Source organism: Streptomyces sp. NPDC043952 (genome assembly GCF_056435325.1).
The window spans coordinates 82357-99047 of the sequence record NZ_JBWKES010000018.1 but is presented as its reverse complement, the minus strand read 5'-3'; the positions used below and the strand labels follow the sequence as shown (position 1 = coordinate 99047).

Annotated in this window: 14 protein-coding genes and 3 pseudogenes; 11 read left to right on the top strand and 6 right to left on the bottom strand. The window is 73.5% G+C overall.

All coding sequences use genetic code 11. The annotated features are described in order from the left end of the window. Positions 1–339 precede the first annotated feature (339 nt). The 6 genes and pseudogenes from AC069R_RS21445 to AC069R_RS21420 form a co-directional block, all read left to right on the top strand. Positions 340–828, top strand: a pseudogene (locus AC069R_RS21445) (LLM class flavin-dependent oxidoreductase); the annotation flags it as partial. A gap of 48 nt (positions 829–876) precedes the next feature. Further along, positions 877–1659, top strand: coding sequence for a DUF1684 domain-containing protein (locus AC069R_RS21440; RefSeq protein ID WP_478768462.1), 783 nt, complete (start codon positions 877–879; stop codon positions 1657–1659). Between the two features lie 214 nt (positions 1660–1873). Continuing rightward, a complete protein-coding gene (locus AC069R_RS21435) occupies positions 1874–2773 on the top strand; it encodes a S1 family peptidase (RefSeq protein WP_478768410.1) in 900 nt (299 codons plus the stop codon). Positions 2774–3124: 351 nt separating this feature from the next. Continuing rightward, positions 3125–4207 carry a S1 family peptidase gene (locus AC069R_RS21430; protein WP_478768409.1) on the top strand — a complete coding sequence of 361 codons (1083 nt, stop codon included), beginning with the start codon at positions 3125–3127 and terminating at the stop codon, positions 4205–4207. Between the two features lie 213 nt (positions 4208–4420). Further along, on the top strand, positions 4421–7873 hold the full coding sequence (locus AC069R_RS21425; protein WP_478768408.1) for a DNA polymerase III subunit alpha: 3453 nt from the start codon (positions 4421–4423) through the stop codon (positions 7871–7873). Next, the gene (locus AC069R_RS21420; protein WP_478768407.1) at positions 7870–8898 is read left to right on the top strand and encodes a DNA polymerase Y family protein; all 1029 of its coding nucleotides are present in this window, start codon (positions 7870–7872) and stop codon (positions 8896–8898) included. Before AC069R_RS21425 ends, AC069R_RS21420 begins: the two co-directional genes overlap by 4 nt. Positions 8899–9029: 131 nt before the next feature. Here AC069R_RS21420 and AC069R_RS21415 read toward each other — a convergent pair. After that, positions 9030–9122: pseudogene (locus tag AC069R_RS21415) on the bottom strand (cupin domain-containing protein); the annotation flags it as partial. Between AC069R_RS21415 and AC069R_RS21410 the strand changes: the two are divergent. Together AC069R_RS21410 and AC069R_RS21405 are read left to right on the top strand one after the other, a co-directional pair. Continuing rightward, positions 9091–9336: pseudogene (locus AC069R_RS21410) on the top strand (MarR family winged helix-turn-helix transcriptional regulator); the annotation flags it as partial. The pseudogenes AC069R_RS21415 and AC069R_RS21410 sit on opposite strands and share 32 nt — an antisense overlap. A 157-nt stretch (positions 9337–9493) precedes the next feature. Further along, positions 9494–10354, top strand: coding sequence for an esterase/lipase family protein (locus AC069R_RS21405; RefSeq protein WP_478768406.1), 861 nt, complete (start codon positions 9494–9496; stop codon positions 10352–10354). Between the two features lie 29 nt (positions 10355–10383). Here the strand turns inward: AC069R_RS21405 and AC069R_RS21400 are convergent, their stop codons facing one another. Beyond that, entirely contained in the window at positions 10384–10518 is a 135-nt protein-coding gene (locus AC069R_RS21400; protein ID WP_478768405.1) for a hypothetical protein, read from the bottom strand. 112 nt (positions 10519–10630) lie between these two features. On the opposite strand from AC069R_RS21400, the gene AC069R_RS21395 reads away from it, so the two are divergent. Then, positions 10631–11251, top strand: a complete 621-nt coding sequence (locus AC069R_RS21395) for a class I SAM-dependent methyltransferase (protein ID WP_478768404.1) — start codon at positions 10631–10633, stop codon at positions 11249–11251. A 54-nt stretch (positions 11252–11305) separates the two neighbouring features. Here the strand turns inward: AC069R_RS21395 and AC069R_RS21390 are convergent, their stop codons facing one another. Together AC069R_RS21390 and AC069R_RS21385 are read right to left on the bottom strand one after the other, a co-directional pair. Further along, positions 11306–11806: a ribonuclease FAU-1 family protein gene (locus AC069R_RS21390; RefSeq protein ID WP_478768403.1), complete on the bottom strand. Its 501-nt coding sequence runs from the start codon at positions 11804–11806 to the stop codon at positions 11306–11308. Next, the gene (locus AC069R_RS21385) at positions 11787–12719 is read right to left on the bottom strand and encodes an N-acetyltransferase family protein (protein ID WP_478768402.1); all 933 of its coding nucleotides are present in this window, start codon (positions 12717–12719) and stop codon (positions 11787–11789) included. The genes AC069R_RS21390 and AC069R_RS21385 overlap by 20 nt, the downstream gene beginning before the upstream one ends. A gap of 71 nt (positions 12720–12790) precedes the next feature. Between AC069R_RS21385 and AC069R_RS21380 the strand changes: the two genes are divergently transcribed. Next, the gene (locus AC069R_RS21380; protein ID WP_471067591.1) at positions 12791–13159 is read left to right on the top strand and encodes a GntR family transcriptional regulator; all 369 of its coding nucleotides are present in this window, start codon (positions 12791–12793) and stop codon (positions 13157–13159) included. Between the two features lie 171 nt (positions 13160–13330). On the opposite strand, the gene AC069R_RS21375 is transcribed toward AC069R_RS21380, so the two are convergent. Further along, positions 13331–14101, bottom strand: a complete 771-nt coding sequence (locus AC069R_RS21375) for a DUF72 domain-containing protein (RefSeq protein ID WP_478768401.1) — start codon at positions 14099–14101, stop codon at positions 13331–13333. A gap of 15 nt (positions 14102–14116) precedes the next feature. Next, positions 14117–15211, bottom strand: coding sequence for a DUF5925 domain-containing protein (locus AC069R_RS21370; protein ID WP_478768400.1), 1095 nt, complete (start codon positions 15209–15211; stop codon positions 14117–14119). Positions 15212–15320: 109 nt separating this feature from the next. Between AC069R_RS21370 and AC069R_RS21365 the strand changes: the two genes are divergently transcribed. Next, positions 15321–16682, top strand: coding sequence for a xylan 1,4-beta-xylosidase (locus AC069R_RS21365; protein ID WP_478768399.1), 1362 nt, complete (start codon positions 15321–15323; stop codon positions 16680–16682). Positions 16683–16691: the final 9 nt, after the last annotated feature.

Here is a 16691-nt window from a genome sequence, read left to right as displayed (position 1 = left end):
TTCAGTCCCGGTCTCGGTCTCGGCTGCGGTCCCGGTGTCGGCCCCGGCGCGGGTCTCGGCAGCGATTCCGGTCCCGGCGTCGGCTCCGGCTTCGGTGTCGGCGCCGACTTCAGTCCCGGTCTCGGTCTCGGCTGCGGTCCCGGTGTCGGCCCCGGCGCGGGTCTCGGCAGCGATTCCGGTCCCGGCGTCGGCTCCGGCTTCGGCGTCCACCCCGGTCAGAGCGTCCACCCCGGTCTCGGCGTCGGCCCTGGCTTCGGCGTCGGCTCCGGCCCCGACACCACCCCCGCCCCCGACACCACCCCCGACCCGTCGTACCACCCCGTCCCCGACCCGTCGTACCACCTCACCCCCCTCCGCCTCATCGACGCGAGCACCCGGCGCGCCCGTGCCCTCGCCGCCCATTACGCCGATGTCGCCCTGATCCGCGCCGTGAGCCCGGCCCAAGCGGTCACCGTACGCGAGGAGTTGCGGGAGCGGGTGGCGAGGGCGGGGCGGGAGGCCGGTGCCCTGCGGGTGCTGGTGAGCCTGCGGGTGGACCTCGGCGGCGGGGAGTGCGCGGCCGAGCCCGGCCACGGCGGGGGCGGTCCCCGGCCCACCGCGCGGGGCCCGCTGTACCGGGGCGGGCCGGTCGATCTCGCGGACCTGCTCGCCGCCTGGCACGCGGAGGGCGCCGCCGACGGCTTCCACCTGGTCCCCGTCGAGCCCCGCCGCGACCTGGAGCGGCTGGTCAACGGCACGGTGGCGTTACTCCAGCACCGGGGCCTGTTCCGGACCTTCTATCCGGGCGGCACCCTCCGCGAGCACCTGGGCCTGGCCCGCCCCGCCCACCATGCACCGCGGCCGGGGAAGACAAAGCACACAAAGGGATGGAACGGCATGGCAATCGACGCGTTCGACGCATGGAAGCAGTGGCGGGAGAAGCGGGAGGAGTCGGTCACCGCGCCCTACGGACCGCTCGCGCTGACCGGCACCTACTGGATCGAGGACCAGCCGGAGGGGCGACTTCCGGACATTCCAGGGATTTGGGTGGCGGATGGTGAAGGCATTGTGCTGACAGCCACCGAGGCCGACGGGCTCCGGGTGGACCGCCGCCCCTTCGCCGGGGAGATCCGGCTGACCGCCGACACCGGCCCGGAGGCCGCCGCCCGCGTCTCGCTCGGCGAGAAACGGCTGGTCGTCCTGGTGCGTGAGGGCATCTGGGGGGTGCGGGTCTACGACCCCGGCGCCGCGGCCCGCCGGGAGTTCCGGGGCATCGTGGCCAGCGAGTACGACCCCGAGTGGTCGGTGCCGGGCCGCTTCACGCCGTACGACGCGCAGCGCGTCCTGCGGCTCGGCAACGCGGACGGCCGTACCCGCGGCTTCGCCCTCGCCGGTGAACTCGCCTTCACCCTGGCCGGGCGGGAGCGGACGCTGGCCGTGGCGCGGCAGGGCGAGGGCCCGCTGTGGGCGGTGTTCGCCGACACCACCAGCGGCGACACCAGTTTCCGGTTCCGCTTCCTCTACCCGGACGCGCCGGACGCGGAGGGCCGTACGACCGTCGACTTCAACCGCGCGCAGCTCCCGCCCTGCGCCTTCGCCGACCACTTCCTGTGCCCCCTCCCGCCGCCCGGGAACACGCTGGACACGGCGGTCGAGGCGGGGGAGCGGACGCTGAGCTGACGCCAACAGGAGTTAAAGCCACGGCCGTTGGGCAAAGGAGGACTAAAGTCCGACGGCCGAAAGGCACCCTTGTGCGTACCGGGCGGTCGGCCGAATACTCCCCCTCAGCGCTTGTCAGGGACATGAAGAAACCGGAACCCGGTCACGGCCCTGACTGCGCCTCACGGGCCCCGACCCCACGCGGGCCCCCGACTCCCCTTGGAGGGAACGAAAAGTGAGGAACAAGCGCACCACCGTCCCGAGCGGCCCGGCGAGACGTACCCGGCTGATCGCCGTGGCCGCGGGCTTCCTGGCCGCAGCGGCGTTCGCCGCCCCCACGGCGAACGCCAGCGACGCCCACCCCTTCAGCGCCGCGCAGCTCACCCGCGCGAGCGACTCGGTGATGAAGGCGGACGTCCCCGGCACCGCCTGGGCCGTCGACGCCAAGAACAACCACGTCGTGGTCACCGTCGACAGCAGGGTCTCCCAGGCCGGGATCGCCAAGATCAAGAAGCAGGCCGGCGCCGAGGCGGGCGCGCTCACCATCAAGCGCACGGTCGGCACGTTCAAGCCGCTGATCAGCGGCGGCGACGCCATCTACGGCGGCCAGTACCGCTGCTCGCTCGGCTTCAACGTGCACAGCGGCAGCACGTACTACTTCCTGACCGCGGGGCACTGCGGCCAGGTCGCCTCCACCTGGTACAGCAACTCCGGGCACACCACCACGCTGGGCACCAACGTGGGCTACAGCTTCCCGGGCAACGACTTCGCGCTCGTCAAGTACACCAACTCCTCGATCGCGCACCCGAGCGCGGTCGGCAGCCAGACCATCTCCAGCGCGGCCACCCCGAGCGTGGGCCAGACCGTCTACCGGCGCGGCTCGACCACCGGTACGCACAGCGGCAAGGTCACCGCGCTCAACGCCACCGTCAACTACGGCAGTGACGGCATCGTCTCCGGCCTGATCCAGACCACGGTCTGCGCCGAGGGCGGCGACAGCGGCGGCCCGCTGTACAACGGGTCCGTCGCCTACGGCCTGACCTCCGGCGGCAGCGGCGACTGCACCTCCGGCGGTACGACCTTCTTCCAGCCGGTGACCGAGGCGCTGAGCTACTACGGCGTCACGCTCCCCTGACCGGGCCCTGCTTCGGCCGGTCGCTGTGAACCCCCGCACGGATGCGCCCGTGCGGGGGCTTCCTCATGCCCGGCTTGTGAAGGAAGGGCGACGGCGGCGAACGAAACGAGCCATGTTCCGTCGTCACGTTCCGATGAGGGCCACTCGCCCGTCGTGTTTGCGCCCCGAAATTTCCTCGGTGGTGAGGATGGGTCAGCTGTGAACGGGCGGGCGGGGAGCCTTCTCCGGCCCGTCCGGAACTCGGCCTTGTGTGTGCCCTGTGGGTTTCGGAAGAGTGGGCGCCCGTCAACCAGCCTTCCGGTCGTCGGGTCCCCACAATCCGGCGGCCGTCCCCCCACAGGAGGACGTGAGTTGAAGCACCGACGCATACCCAGGCGCCGGCTCGTCATGGCCGGCGCGGGTGTCGCCGCGCTGGCCGCAGCGGGTGTCACCTTGCAGAATGCGAACGCCAGTGAGCCCGCGAAGCCCGCTGTCCAGCTCCGGCCGCTGTCCGCTCCGGCGGCCGCGACGCTGGCCTCCGACCTGACCAGGCACCTCGGTGCGGACACGGCGGGCAGCTACTACGACGCCAAGGCCAGGAGCCTCGTCGTGAACGTGCTCGACGCGACCGCCGCGAAGACCGTCGAGGCCAGGGGCGCGAAGGCCAGAATCGTCACCCGCACGCTCGCCCAGCTCGACGGCGCCCGTGCGACGCTGAAGAAGGACGCGACCATTCCGGGCACGTCCTGGTCCATCGACCCGGTGTCGGACAAGGTCGTCGTCACGGCCGACAAGTCCGTCACCGGCGCCCGCTGGGACAGGCTGAGCAAGGTGGTCCGCGGGCTCGGCGACACGGCCGAACTCAAGCGGTTCCAGGGCGAGTACAAGCCCTTCATCGCCGGCGGCGACGCCATCAACGGCTCCGGCGGCCGCTGCTCGCTCGGCTTCAACGTGGTCAAGGACGGGCAGCCGTACTTCCTGACCGCCGGGCACTGCACCGCGGACATCTCCACCTGGTCGGACGCCGACGGCAACGAGATCGGGCAGAACGCCGAGTCCCACTTCCCGGGCACCGACTTCGGCCTGGTCAAGTACACCTCGGACGCCGCCCACCCGAGCGAGGTCGACCTCTACGACGGCTCGGCCCAGAAGATCACCGGCGCCGCCGAGGCCACGGTGGGCATGAAGGTCACCCGCAGCGGGTCCACCAGTCATGTGCACGACGGCACGGTCACCGGTCTGAACGCCACCGTGAACTACCAGGAGGGCACGGTCAGCGGGCTGATCCAGACCGACGTCTGCGCCGAGCCCGGCGACAGCGGCGGCTCGCTGTTCTCCGGCGACAAGGCGATCGGCCTGACCTCCGGCGGCAGCGGCGACTGCGCCTCCGGCGGCCAGACCTTCTTCCAGCCGGTCACCGCGGCCCTCTCCGCCACGGGCACCACCATCGGCTGACCGCCGCCCCGATCCCGCGTCCCGCCCCGAACCCTCGGGGCGGGACGTCGTGGTTTCGGCCATCGAACATGCCCGCTCACAGCCCGTAAGAAATCACCCACCCGTTCGAATCGGCTCGCCGACCAGCGTCGATGGAGCTACAGTAATCGAACGAGCGTACGATGGACGTATCGGGCGTATGGCTGAAAAGGGGTGGAGTGAGGGAGGTGCGGCATGGCGGGCTTCGCTCAGCTGCATGTCGCGTCCGGTTACTCCGCCCGCTACGGCGCCGCCCACCCGGAACAACTGGCGCGGCGCGCGGCCGAGCGGGGGATGGCGGTGCTCGCGCTGACCGACCGGGACACGGTCGCCGGCGCTGTTCGATTCGCGCGGGCCTGTGCGAGGGAGGGGGTGCGGCCGGTCTTCGGCGTCGATCTCGCGGTCGAGGCGCTCGCCCCGCCGCCGCCCGCCCTGCGCCGCCGTACCCCGGCGCGCGGCGGCGCCCATGTGGTCGAGCCGCCGCTGCGCGTCGTGCTGCTCGCGCGGAACCGGGAGGGCTGGGCGCGGCTGTGCCGGATCACCTCGGCCGCCCACGCGGACGCCCTCGGCGGCCGGGCGCCCGTGGTGCCCTGGGCGGCGCTGCGGGAGCACGGCGGTCCGGGACTGCTGGTCCTGCTCGGCCCCCTCTCGGAGCCGGTGCGGGCGCTGTCGGTGGGCCGGGAGGATGTCGCGGTGCGGCTGCTCGCGCCGTGGCGGGAGGTCTTCGGGCGGGAGGTCCGGCTGGAGGCCGTCGCGCAGAAACGTTTTGGCACGGGTCCGGGCTCCCTCCGCCTCGCCGCCCGCACCCTGGCACTGGCCGACCGCACCGGCACCACCGCCGTCCTCACCAACGCCGTCCGCTACGCCGACCCGGAACAGCACCGCCTCGCCGACGTCCTGGACGCCGCCCGGCTGCTGCGCCCGATCGACCGGCGCCGCCTGGACAGCGGGCAGCGCTGGCTCAAGGACGAGCGGGCGATGACGGTCCTCGCGCGCATGGTCGCCGAGTGCGCCGGAGCCGACGAGCGGCGGGCCCGCCGGCTGCTCGCCGACACCGCGGCCACGGCCGCCGAATGCGTCCTCGACCCCCGCGCCGACCTCGGCCTCGGCATCCCGCACTTCCCCGAGCCCGCCCTCTTCGGCGCCGGCTCCGGCGCGGACGGCGCCGCCCGGCTGCTGCGCCGGCGCTGCGCGGAGGGCCTGGCCCGCCGGGGCCTCGACCGCGATCCGGTGGCGCGCGCCCGGCTCAACGAGGAACTCGCCGTGATCTCCCGGCTGCGCTACGACTCGTACTTCCTCGCCGTCGGCCAGGTCGTCGCCGACATACGGGCCAAGGGCATCCGGGTCGCGGCCCGCGGCTCCGGCGCCGGCTCGCTGGTCTGCCACGCGCTGGGCATCGCCACCGCCAACCCGCTGGAGCACCGCCTGCTGTTCGAACGGTTCCTCAGCGACCGCCGGGTCTCGCTGCCCGACATCGACATCGACGTGGAGTCCGCGCGCCGCCTGGAGTGCTACGACGCGATCTTCGAGCGGTTCGGCAAGGAGCGGGTCGCGGTCACCGCGATGCCCGAGACGTACCGGGCGCGCCGGGCGCTGCGCGACACCGGCCTCGCCCTCGGCATCGCGCCCGCGGAGGTCGACCGGATCGCCAAGAGCTTCCCGCACCTGCGCGCCTCGGACATCACCGGGGCCCTCGCGGAACTGCCCGAGCTGCGCCGACTGGCCGCGGAGGCGGGCCGGTTCGGGCCCCTGTGGGAGCTGGCCGAGGGGCTCGACTCGCTGGTCCACGGCATGGCCATGCACCCCTGCGGCGTGGTCATCAGCGACGCGACCCTGCTGGACCGGCTGCCGGTGCAGCCCACCCCGCAGGGCGACTACCCGATGGCCATGGCCGCGAAGGAGGAGATCGAGGCGCTCGGCAACATCAAACTCGACGTGCTGGGCGTGCGGATGCAGTCCGCGATGGCCCACGCCGTCGCGGAGATCGAACGGACCACCGGTGACCGCATCGACCTGGACGACCCCGGACAGGTGCCGCTGGACGACGTGTTCGCGTTCAAGCTCATCCAGGAGAGCCAGACCCTCGGCCTGTTCCAGCTGGAGTCGCCCGGCCAGCAGGACCTGCTGTCCCGGCTCCAGCCGCGCAACCAGCAGGACGTCATCGCCGACATCAGCCTCTTCCGCCCCGGACCGGTCGCGGGCGGCATGCCCGAGCGGTACATCGCCGCCCGGCACGGCGGCACGCCGTCGTACGCCCACCGGGACCTGGAGCCGGTGCTCGCCGACACCTACGGCGTGACCATCTGGCACGAGCAGATCATCGAGACGCTGGTGGTGCTGACCGGCTGCGACCCGGCCTTCGCGGAAATCACCCGGCGGGCCCTCGGCGACAAGGAGCGGCTGCCCGAGATCAGGGAGTGGTTCCACCGGCTCTCCCGCGCGCGCGGCTACGACGCGGCGGTACGGGAGGAGGTCTGGCGGACGATCGAGGCCTTCGGGGCGTACGGCTTCTGCCGGGCGCACGCGGTCGCCTTCGCCGTACCGGCCCTGCAGAGCGCCTGGCTCAAGGCGCACCACCCGGCCTTCCTGCTCGCCGGGCTGCTCGAACACGATCCGGGGATGTGGCCCAAGCGGGTCCTGGTCGCCGACGCGCGCCGGCGCGGGGTGCCGGTGCTGCCCGTCGACGTCAACCGGTCCGCGGCGCGGCACACCGTGGAGAAGACCGACGGGGACCGCTGGGGCGTGCGCCTCGCGCTGTCCGCCGTGCACGGCATCGGCGAGCAGGAGTGCGCGCGGATCGAGGCGGGGCAGCCGTACGGCTCGCTGTCCGACTTCTGGCAGCGGGCCCGGCCCAGCCGCCCGGTCGCCGAACGCCTCGCGGAGATCGGCGCGTTGGGCTCCCTGCACGACGGCCGGCTCACCCGGCGCGATCTGCTGCTCCAGCTCGCCGAACTGCACCGGGCCGGCCGCAACCGGACCGCGGGCGCCGGCCAACTGCCCCTGATCGCCGGGGCGGTGGGCGGGTCCGAGCCGAGCGGGCTGCCGGAGCTGACCGGACGCGAGGCGCTCGGCGCGGAGTTGAACACCCTCGGCATCGATGTCTCCAAGCACCTGATGGAGCACCACCACCGGCTGCTGCGGGAGATCGGCGCGACCGACGCGGCACACCTGGCCGGGCTGCGGGCCGGGCAGCAGGTGCTGGTGGCGGGCGCCCGCGCCTCGACCCAGACCCCGCCGATCGCCAGCGGCAAGCGGATCATCTTCGTCACCCTGGAGGACGGCTCCGGCCTGGTCGACCTGGCGTTCTTCGAGGACTCCCACCCGGCCTGCGCCTACACCGTCTTCCACAGCGGGCTGCTGCTGGTGCGCGGCACGGTGCAGGTGCGCGGCACCCGCCGTACCGTCGTCGGCACCATGGCCTGGGACCTCGACCGGATCGCCGCCGCCCGCCGCGACCACGGTCCCGAGGCGGCGCTCGCCCTGCTCGGCGAGCGCCGCCCGCACCCGACCCCCGCCCAGCCGCGGCGCACCCTGGTCAACGGCACCACCGGCGCCCGCCTGCACCCGTACGCCGATCTGCTGCCCGCCGGCAGCCGTTCGGCCGATCTGAGGAAGTTCGGTTACACCAGTCCGGGGAGCGCGGGATGAGCAACCGTCAGCGGCACATCGCCCATCTGTATCTGCACGGCTCGCTGGACGAGGAGCAGTACGGCCATGTAATCGAACTGGTGTCTGGTGTCACGCCTCATGTGCGGGAGCTGCCGCCCGACGCCGTGCAACTGGACCTGACCTCGGCGCTGCGGTACTTCGACCTGTCCCCTTATGACGTGGTCCAGCTGACGATGATGCGGCTGAAGGCCCATTACGGCATCGACGGCAGCGCCGGGCTCGCGGGCAACCGGATGCTCGCGGCGATGGCCGCCGACGCGTCCGCGCCGGGGGAGACCACCTGGGTGCCCGCCGAACGGGCCGCCGAATGGCTGCGCCCCCGGCCGGTCACCGCGCTGCCGGGGATCGGCCGCGCCACGGCGACCACCCTCGGCAGGTACGGCCTGCACAGCATCGGCCAAGTCGCGGACCTCTCCCCGGCGACCCTGCAACGCCTGCTCGGCGCGACCACCGCCCGGCTGCTGGCCGAACGCGCCCGCGGCCACGACCCGCGGCCCGTCAGGCCCAGTGAGCCGGCGGACCGGCTGACCGCCGACCTCGTGCTGGAACGGGACTGCCTCGACCCGGCGGAACAGCACCGGTCCGTCCTCGGGCTCGCCGACCGGATCGGCCAACTCCTGCGCGGCGAGCGGCGGGTGGCGGGCCGGGTCACCCTCACCGTGCGCTACGCCGACCGCAGCTCCAGCACCCGCGCGCGCACCCTGCCGGAGGCCACCGGCCACTCGCCCGCCCTCGCCGCGGCGGCCCTGGGCCTGCTCGCCTCCCTCGGCCTGCAACGGGCACGGGTGCGCGCCTTCACGCTCCGCGCCGACCACCTGCGCCCGGCCGCCGACGCCTGCCACCAGCTCTCCCTGGACCCCGCCGACACCCGCGCCCGCGCCGCCGAGGCCGCCGCCGACCGGGCCCGCCGGCGCTTCGGGCCGGACGCGGTACGGCCGGCGGCGACGGCACGCCTGCCGCGTAACTCCGCTGGCGAATGGATCAGTTGGCCCAGGGCGGGGTGAGCCGGCTGCCGTCCGCCAGGCTCGGCCGTGAGGCCGACGGAGGTGGTGACCCAGGAGACCGCCGTGTGCTCGGCCGGGATCTCCACGCCCAGCGTGGCCCCGGCGTTGACGATCACCGTGTCGCCCGCGCGCACCCGCTCGGTGCGGCCGTCGAGCGTGATGAGCAGCTCGCCGACGAGCAGATGGAAGATCTCCTCGTGGCTGGTGGACGAGGTGGTGCGCAAGGGGTACGCCGAGCGGCGGCCGCATCCGGGGGACGCGCGGGCGCGGTTGATCGTGCTGACCGAGCGCGGGCGGGCCTGCACGCGGGCGGCGGAGGCGGCGGCGGCCGAGGTGGTCGGCGGGTGGGGCGAGCTGCTGAGCGAGGCGGAAGTGCGGGCGCTGCGGGGGGCGTTGGCGAAGATCGCGCCCTACGGACCGGTGCGGCCCGTGTGGTGACGGTACGTCAGTCGGGTGGTTGAGGCTGGAAGTTTTACTTGCGCGTAACTTCCCCCGGACGCTACCCGCCCGTAACTTGACGGATGAACAGCATCCTCGTGATCCGGATCACAGGGCCAGGCCGCTGTACCCCCTTGAGCCGCAAGGAGATCACCCGATGCTGCCCTGGAAACGACTGCTCAGACCCCTCACCGCGCTGCTCCTGTCCGCCGCCGCCGTCGCCCTGCCCGCCACGGCCGCGCACGCCGATTCCGCCCCGCACACCGGCTGGAACGACTACTCCTGCAAGCCCTCCGCCGCCCACCCCCGCCCCGTCGTCCTGGTCCACGGGACCCTCGGCAACTCGGTCGACAACTGGCTCGGCCTCGCCCCCTACCTGGAGGCCCGCGGGTACTGCGTCTTCTCCCTGGACTACGGCCAACTCCCCGGCGTCCCCGTCTTCTTCGGGCTCGGCCCCATCGACCAGTCGGCCGCGCAGCTCGCCACCTTCGTGGACCGGGTGCGCTCCGCCACCGGCGCCGCCAAGGTCGACCTGGTCGGGCACTCCCAGGGCGGCATGATGCCCCGCTACTACCTGAAATTCCTCGGCGGCGCGGCCAAGGTCGACGCGCTCGTCGGCATCGCCCCCGACAACCACGGCGCCACCATCAGCGGCCTGACCCACCTGCTGCCGTACTTCCCCGGCGCCACGGACCTGGTCAAGGCCACCACCCCCGGCCTCGCCGACCAGATACCCGGCTCCGCCTTCCTCACCAAGCTCAACGCGGGCGGCGACACCGTGCCCGGAGTGCACTACACGGTCATCGCGACCCGGTACGACGAGGTGGCCACCCCCTGGCGCAGCCAGTACCTCAGCGGTCCCGACGTGCACAACGTCCTGCTCCAGGACCTGTGCCCGGTGGACCTCTCCGAGCACGTGGCGATCGGCCTGGGCGACCACATCGCCTTCCACGAGGTCGCCAACGCCCTCGACCCCGCGCACGCCACCCCCACCACCTGCGCCTCCGCGCTCAGCTGAGGGCCGCACCCGGCCGGCGCCGGGCGGGGTCAGCCGTCGGGCCACCAGGTGCGCGCGATGTCCTTGCGCACCTCGGGCCGCCCCGCCGGGCGCTCCTCCGCCTCTTCCCGGATCCGGCGGGCGTCCGTCCTCTTCAGCGGCTTCTGCACGGATGTACGGCGCATGGCTGCCTCCTTCGGTGCCTACCGGGATTCCGCGCGCCGGCGGAGGTAGACGCGTGGGGCGAGAGTTCCTCATCCGTCCGGGTCTGTCAGTGGCGTGTGTCACTCTCTGGTCATGACCGATGAGCGTGAGCACAGGGATACGACTGCCCAGCCGCCGGACTGGGATGCGCAGGCCGCCGGATTCGACGAGGAACCGGACCACGGCCTGCGCGATCCCGCGGTGCGGGCCGCCTGGGCGGCCCGGCTCCGCTCCTGGCTGCCCCGGCGGCCCGCCGATGTGCTCGACCTCGGCTGCGGCACCGGCAGCCTGTCGCTCCTCGCGGCCGAGCAGGGACACCGGGTGACGGCCGTCGACCTCTCCCCGGCGATGACCGCACTGGCCCGCGCCAAGCTCGCCGGGCACCCGGCCGAGGTGCTGTGCGGACCGGCCGAGAACCCGCCGGTGGGGCAGCGGCGCTTCGATGTGATCCTCGTCCGCCATGTGCTGTGGACGCTGCCCGACCAGGCCCGCGTGCTGCGGCACTGGCGGGGCCTGCTGCGCCCCGGCGGCCGGTTCGTGCTGGTCGAGGGCGTCTGGGGCGAGCTGCATCCGGTCGGCATACCCGCGCACCGGCTCACCGCGCTGCTGGCGCCGCTGACGTCCGGCGCGCGCGTGGAGCGGCTGTCCGGGGAGGCGGTGCTGTGGGGGAAGGAGGTGACGGACGAGCGGTACGCGGTGGTGGCGGGCGTCTGAGCTTGTGTGGGGCGCTGCCGAGCGGGCCTGGGGGCTCCGGGCGCCGGTGGGGGCTCAGGCCGGCAGTTCGCCGAAACCGCCCGTGCGGGCGAGCCGCTCCAGCGCGTCGAGGGCGGCCACGGCGTGCGCGGCGGCCGCCGGATCGGTCCGGGCCAGCCCGCTCGCGGCGAACTCGTCCTCGTCCAGCCGGCGTACGTCCCTGCCGTCGGCCGAGCGCCACAGGTCCAGGTCGAGGTCCTCCACCACCAGTTCCGCGCCGGTGCGGACCGCGGGCCGGGTGATGTCGCAGTACCAGCCCTTGACCCGGCCGTCCGCGGCGCGGACCTCCTTCACCGCGTACCACCGGTCGCGCCAGTAGTACTCGGTGAACACATCGCCCGGCTCGAAGCGCACGAACCCGAAGTCGCGGGTGCCGGAGCCCGCCCAGGGCGCCCTGGCGGCGATCCGGTTGCCGTCGTCGCCGAGCAGCTCCGCCGGGTAACGGATCTTCGTGCGGCCGCCCTTGACCAGCCTGACGGTCAACCCGGTCGTCTCTTCAGCCGAGTTCGCGGACATGGCGGACCTCCGTCGCACAGATCTCGTAACCGAGCCACTTGTTGATCGCGATCATCGGATCGTTGCCGGCGTCGTTGCCCGTGAACGCCTCGGTCACGCCGGCGGCGCGGGCCCGGTGCAGGGAGTGCAGCTTGGCGAGCTTGGCCAGACCGCGGCCGCGGTGGGCGCGGGCGGTGCCGGTCATCGCGGTGGAGTACCGGCCGTCGCCGTCGGTGTAGGCCACGGTGAAGGCGACCGGACGGCCGTCGACGCACGCGGCCATGGTCAGCTCGCGGTTCAGCAGCGGGTGGTTCCAGGTGCCCGTCAGCCAGTCGTCGTAGGCGCGGGGTGCGAAGTCGAGGTCGCCCGGCTCGTCCTGGAGGGTCTCCGCGTCCAGTTCGAACAGCGGGCGCGGATCGTCCGCGAACTCCGCGGCCGCGCGCAGCTCGACGCCCGGCGGGACGGGCGGCAGCGGCGGGAGGGCGCCGCCGGCCAGGTCCAGGCGGAGGAAGTGCGCGGTCCTGCCGGTCCGGTAGCCGTGCCGCTCGGCGAAGGCGCGGTGGGCCGGTTCGTCCAGGACCCAGCTGAACACCTTGGTCGCGCCCAGCGAGGCGAGGTACTCCTCGGCCGTGCGCAGCAGCAGCGTGCCCGCGCCGCGGCCCGCTCGGTCGGGCCGGACGTAGATGTTCAGCATGCCCTGGTCCGGCTCGCTGCTGTCGTACGCCAGCAGGACCTGGGCGGTGCCGATGATCTCGCCGTCCCCGTCCTGTGCGAGCAGCGGGCGGTAGTGGGCGTCGGGATGCGTGTGCAGCGCGTTGTGCCCGACCGAGTCCGACGTGAACAGGATGTACGGCAGGGCGAGTCGGCGCACTCGGGCGAAGCCCTCGGTGTCGGCCGGTACGTCGGGGCGTACGGCGCGGACGATCAATGTCATGGGGAGGGACCGTACGGGGGGTCGTCCGGCGGGTGCCTCTCATTTTTCCGCGCGTACGACAGAATCGGGCTGTGAGCCTGAAGATCCGCATCGATGACAGCGCGCCCCCCTACGAGCAAGTGCGGGCGCAGATTTCCGAGCAGGCGCGGTCCGGGGTGCTGCCCGTGGGGTACCGGCTGCCGACCGTGCGGGGGCTGGCCGAGTCCCTGGGGCTCGCGGTGAACACGGTGGCCAAGGCGTACCGGGCGCTGGAGGGCGACGGGGTGATCGAGACGCGGGGGCGCCTCGGCACGTATGTGGCTGCCGCCGGCTCGGCCGCGGAGCGTGAGGCGTCGGCGGCGGCGCAGGCTTATGCCGAGCGGGTGCGGAGGCTGGGGCTGGGGGAGGAGGAGGCACTGTCCGCGGTGCGGGATGCCCTGCGGGCGGCCTACGGGGGGTAAGGGGCAGGGGCAGGGGCAGGTGCGGATTGCGGAGGGTTCGGCACCGCCGGGATGCGCCGTCATGGTCGAGCGCCGTCGCGGCGGAGAGAGGGGTACGGCTGGGCGCCGGCCATCAGCGGCAGGGCGGCGCAAACCATCCGCGGCGAGGTGCCGGGCGGCGGGTGGTACGTGTCAGTGCTGGTGGGCCAGGTCCGGGAAGCGTGTCACCGGCAGACCCGCCCTTGTCGCGGCCCTCGCGAAGGTCGCCGCGTCCGTCACCGCCGCGCCGCCCGGATCGTTGTTGAAGTAGGCGTGGACGGTCTCGCCGGCGGGGAAGGCCGTGGCGATGCGGTCCACCCAGGTTTCCAGGGCGCGGCGGCCGTAGCGCGGCCAGGGCCGGGCGCGGCCCTGGTGGAAGCGGACGTAGCCCCAGTCGGCGGTGCGCCACAGCGGGGTGACCGGGCGGGACAGCACATCGGCCCAGCACAGGGCCGCGCCACGGGAGACCAGGACCTCACGCACCTCGGGCGTCCACCAGGAGTCGTGGCGGGGCTCCACCGCGACCCGCGTACCGTCCGGGAAGCAGGCGAGGCACGCGTCCAGCAGGGCCGGGCCGGCGCGCAGCGTGGGCGGGAGCTGGAGCAGGACGGGGCCGAGCCGGTCGCCGAGGCCCGCCGCGTGGGTCAGCAGCCGGTGCACCGGTTCGGCGGGTTCCCTCAGCCGCTTGATGTGGGTGAGGAAGCGGCTGGCCTTGACCGCGACCACGAAATCCGGCGGCACCCGCGACCGCCAGGCGGCGAAGTTGTCGTACGACGGCAGCCGGTAGAACGCGTTGTTGATCTCCACCGTGGCGAACAGCCGGGTGTACTCCTCCAGCCACAGCCGCGCCGGGACCCCGGCCGGATAGACGAGGTCCCGCCAGTCCTTGTACTGCCACCCGGAGGTGCCGACCAGCAAGGTCACGTCTTCATGAAAGCACTACAGGTACAGCCCCGCGTCCGCGCCGTTGCGCGCCCCCGGTACCGAGGTCGGCGTGGTGCCCCGGCGCAGCGCGTACAGCTCGGCCAGGGTGGCGCCCTCGCGGCCGACGCCCTCCTCGGTGCCGAGCCAGTGCACCGCCTCGTCGCGGGTGAGCGGGCCCACCTCGATGCGGGCCAGGCAGCGGCCGGGGCGGACCACGGCGGGGTGCAGCCGCTCCAGGTCCTCGTTCGTGGTGACGCCCACCAGCACATTGCGGCCCTGCCCGAGCAGGCCGTCGGTGAGGTTCAGCAGCCGGGACAGCGCCTGGCCCGCGGTGTGCCGGGCCTCGCCGCGGATCAGCTCGTCGCAGTCCTCCAGGAGCAGCAGCCGCCAGCGGCCCTTGCCCGCGCCGTCCTCCTCGCCGATCGCGATGTCCATCAGATAGCCGACGTCGGAAAAGAGCCGCTCCGGGTCGAGGACGCAGTCCACCTGGCACCAGTCGCGCCAGGAACGGGCCAGGGTGCGCAGCGCCGAGGTCTTGCCGGTGCCCGGCGGGCCGTGCAGCAGGAGCAGCCGGCCCGCGATGTCCTCCGGCGTGGTCTTCATCAGCCGGTCCATCGCCCCGGCGACCGGTGCGGTGTAGTTGGCCCGGACCTCCGACCAGGTGCCGGCCGAGATCTGCCGGGTGGTGCGGTGCGGACCGCGGCGCGGGGAGACGTACCAGAACCCCATCGTCACGTTCTCCGGCTGGGGTTCGGGCTCGTCGGCCGCGCCGTCCGTGGCCTTGCCGAGGATCTCCTGAGCCAGTTCGGCACTGGTCGCGGTCACCGTGACGTCCGCGCCCCGGCTCCAGCGGGAGACCAGCAGGGTCCAGCCGTCGCCCTCGGCGAGGGTGGCGCTGCGGTCGTCGTCCCGCGCCACCCGGAGCACCTTCGCGCCCTCGGGCAGCAGGGTCGCGCCGGAGCGCACGCGGTCGATGTTCACCGCGTGCGAATACGGCTGCTCGCCCGTCGCGAAACGGCCGAGGAACAGCGCGTCGACGACGTCGGACGGCGAGTCGGAATCGTCGACGTGGAGCCGGATCGGCAGAGCGTCGTGCGGGTTCGCAGGCATGCCGCCATGATCCGTCACCGATGCCCTCCGCGCACGGCATTTCCACCTCTTGTCCCTGGTGTCCCAAGGTCTGCCCACGCCCCGGACCGCGCCGCTACCGTTGTCCCCGATGGCACGTCATGGGTGGGAACGGGATGGCCGGCGATGGCGGCTCGGCGCCCTGCTCGGGGGGATCGCGGCGGCGCTCGCCCTGCTCGTGAGCCTGCTCGGCGGCCTGCCGGGCATCTCGGCCGCACCGCGCGGCACCGGGAAGCCGTACGTCGGCTGGGGCTTCACCCACACCCAGTTCAGCGCCGACGAGGGAGCGCCCGCCGCCACCGCGCGGGTACGGCGGCTCCTCACGGCGGACGGCGGCCTCGCGCAGGACCAGGCGATCATGGGCTGGGGCGCCGACAACCCCGAACCGGCGCCGGGGCACTACGACTTCGGGGCCCTGGACCGCCGGATCGCCTTCGTCCGCGCCTCCGGCGGCACCCCGGTGATCACCCTGTGCTGTGCCCCCGACTGGATGAAGGGCGGCAAGTCCGGTGCCGCCCACACGGATTGGAGCCGGTCCGCGCTGGAGACCGCGCCGGCCCCCGCCCACTACCAGGACTTCGCCGACCTCGCCGCGACCGTGGCCCGGCGCTATCCGGACGTGCGGTACTTCGTCGTCTGGAACGAGTTCAAGGGCTTCTGGGACGAGTCCGCAGGCCGCTGGGACTACGAGGGGTACACCCGCCTGTACAACCTCGTGTACCGCGCGCTGAAGAAGACCGGCGACTCCGTCATGGTCGGCGGACCCTATCTGCCGATGGACAGCGTCACCCCGGCCGATCCGAACGCCTCCCCGCGGGTGCGGGGCGACTGGGGCGCGATGGACCAGCGGGTGCTCGACGCCTTCTCCTACTGGAACGCGCACAAGGCCGGCGCCGACTTCACCGTGATCGACGGCGCCAGCTACCCCGACGGCGGCACCCCGCGGCCCGACGAGTTCACCGCCACGGACAAGCTGACCGCCGTCGGCGCATGGGTACGGCGGCAGACCCATGACCTGCCCCTGTGGTGGGCCGAGTACTACGTGGAGCCCGGCGACGGCGCCGCCGGCTGGTCCGAGCCGCACCGGGTCGCCGTCCAGGCCACCGGCATGATCGCCCTAATCCGGGGCGGCGCCGGCTCGGGCTTCTACTGGAACCCGGAGCGGCGGACCGGCCCCGGCTGCCCCGGCTGCCTGTGGACCCCGACCGACCGCGCCGACGGGGGCCGGGCACTGCCCATGTACGACCTGCTGTCCCGGTTCGCCGCCGCCTTTCCGCCGGGCACCCGCTACCGCACGGTTTCCGTCGACCCGGCCGCCGCGCCCCGCCTGCGGGTCCTGGCGAGCGACCGCACCGTCCTCGTCGTCAACACCCGCGACCGGACCACCGGCGCGCGGGTGGACGGCAGGGACCTCACGCTGCGGCCGTACGAGGTGAGGTGGCTGAGCCGCTGACCTCACTCC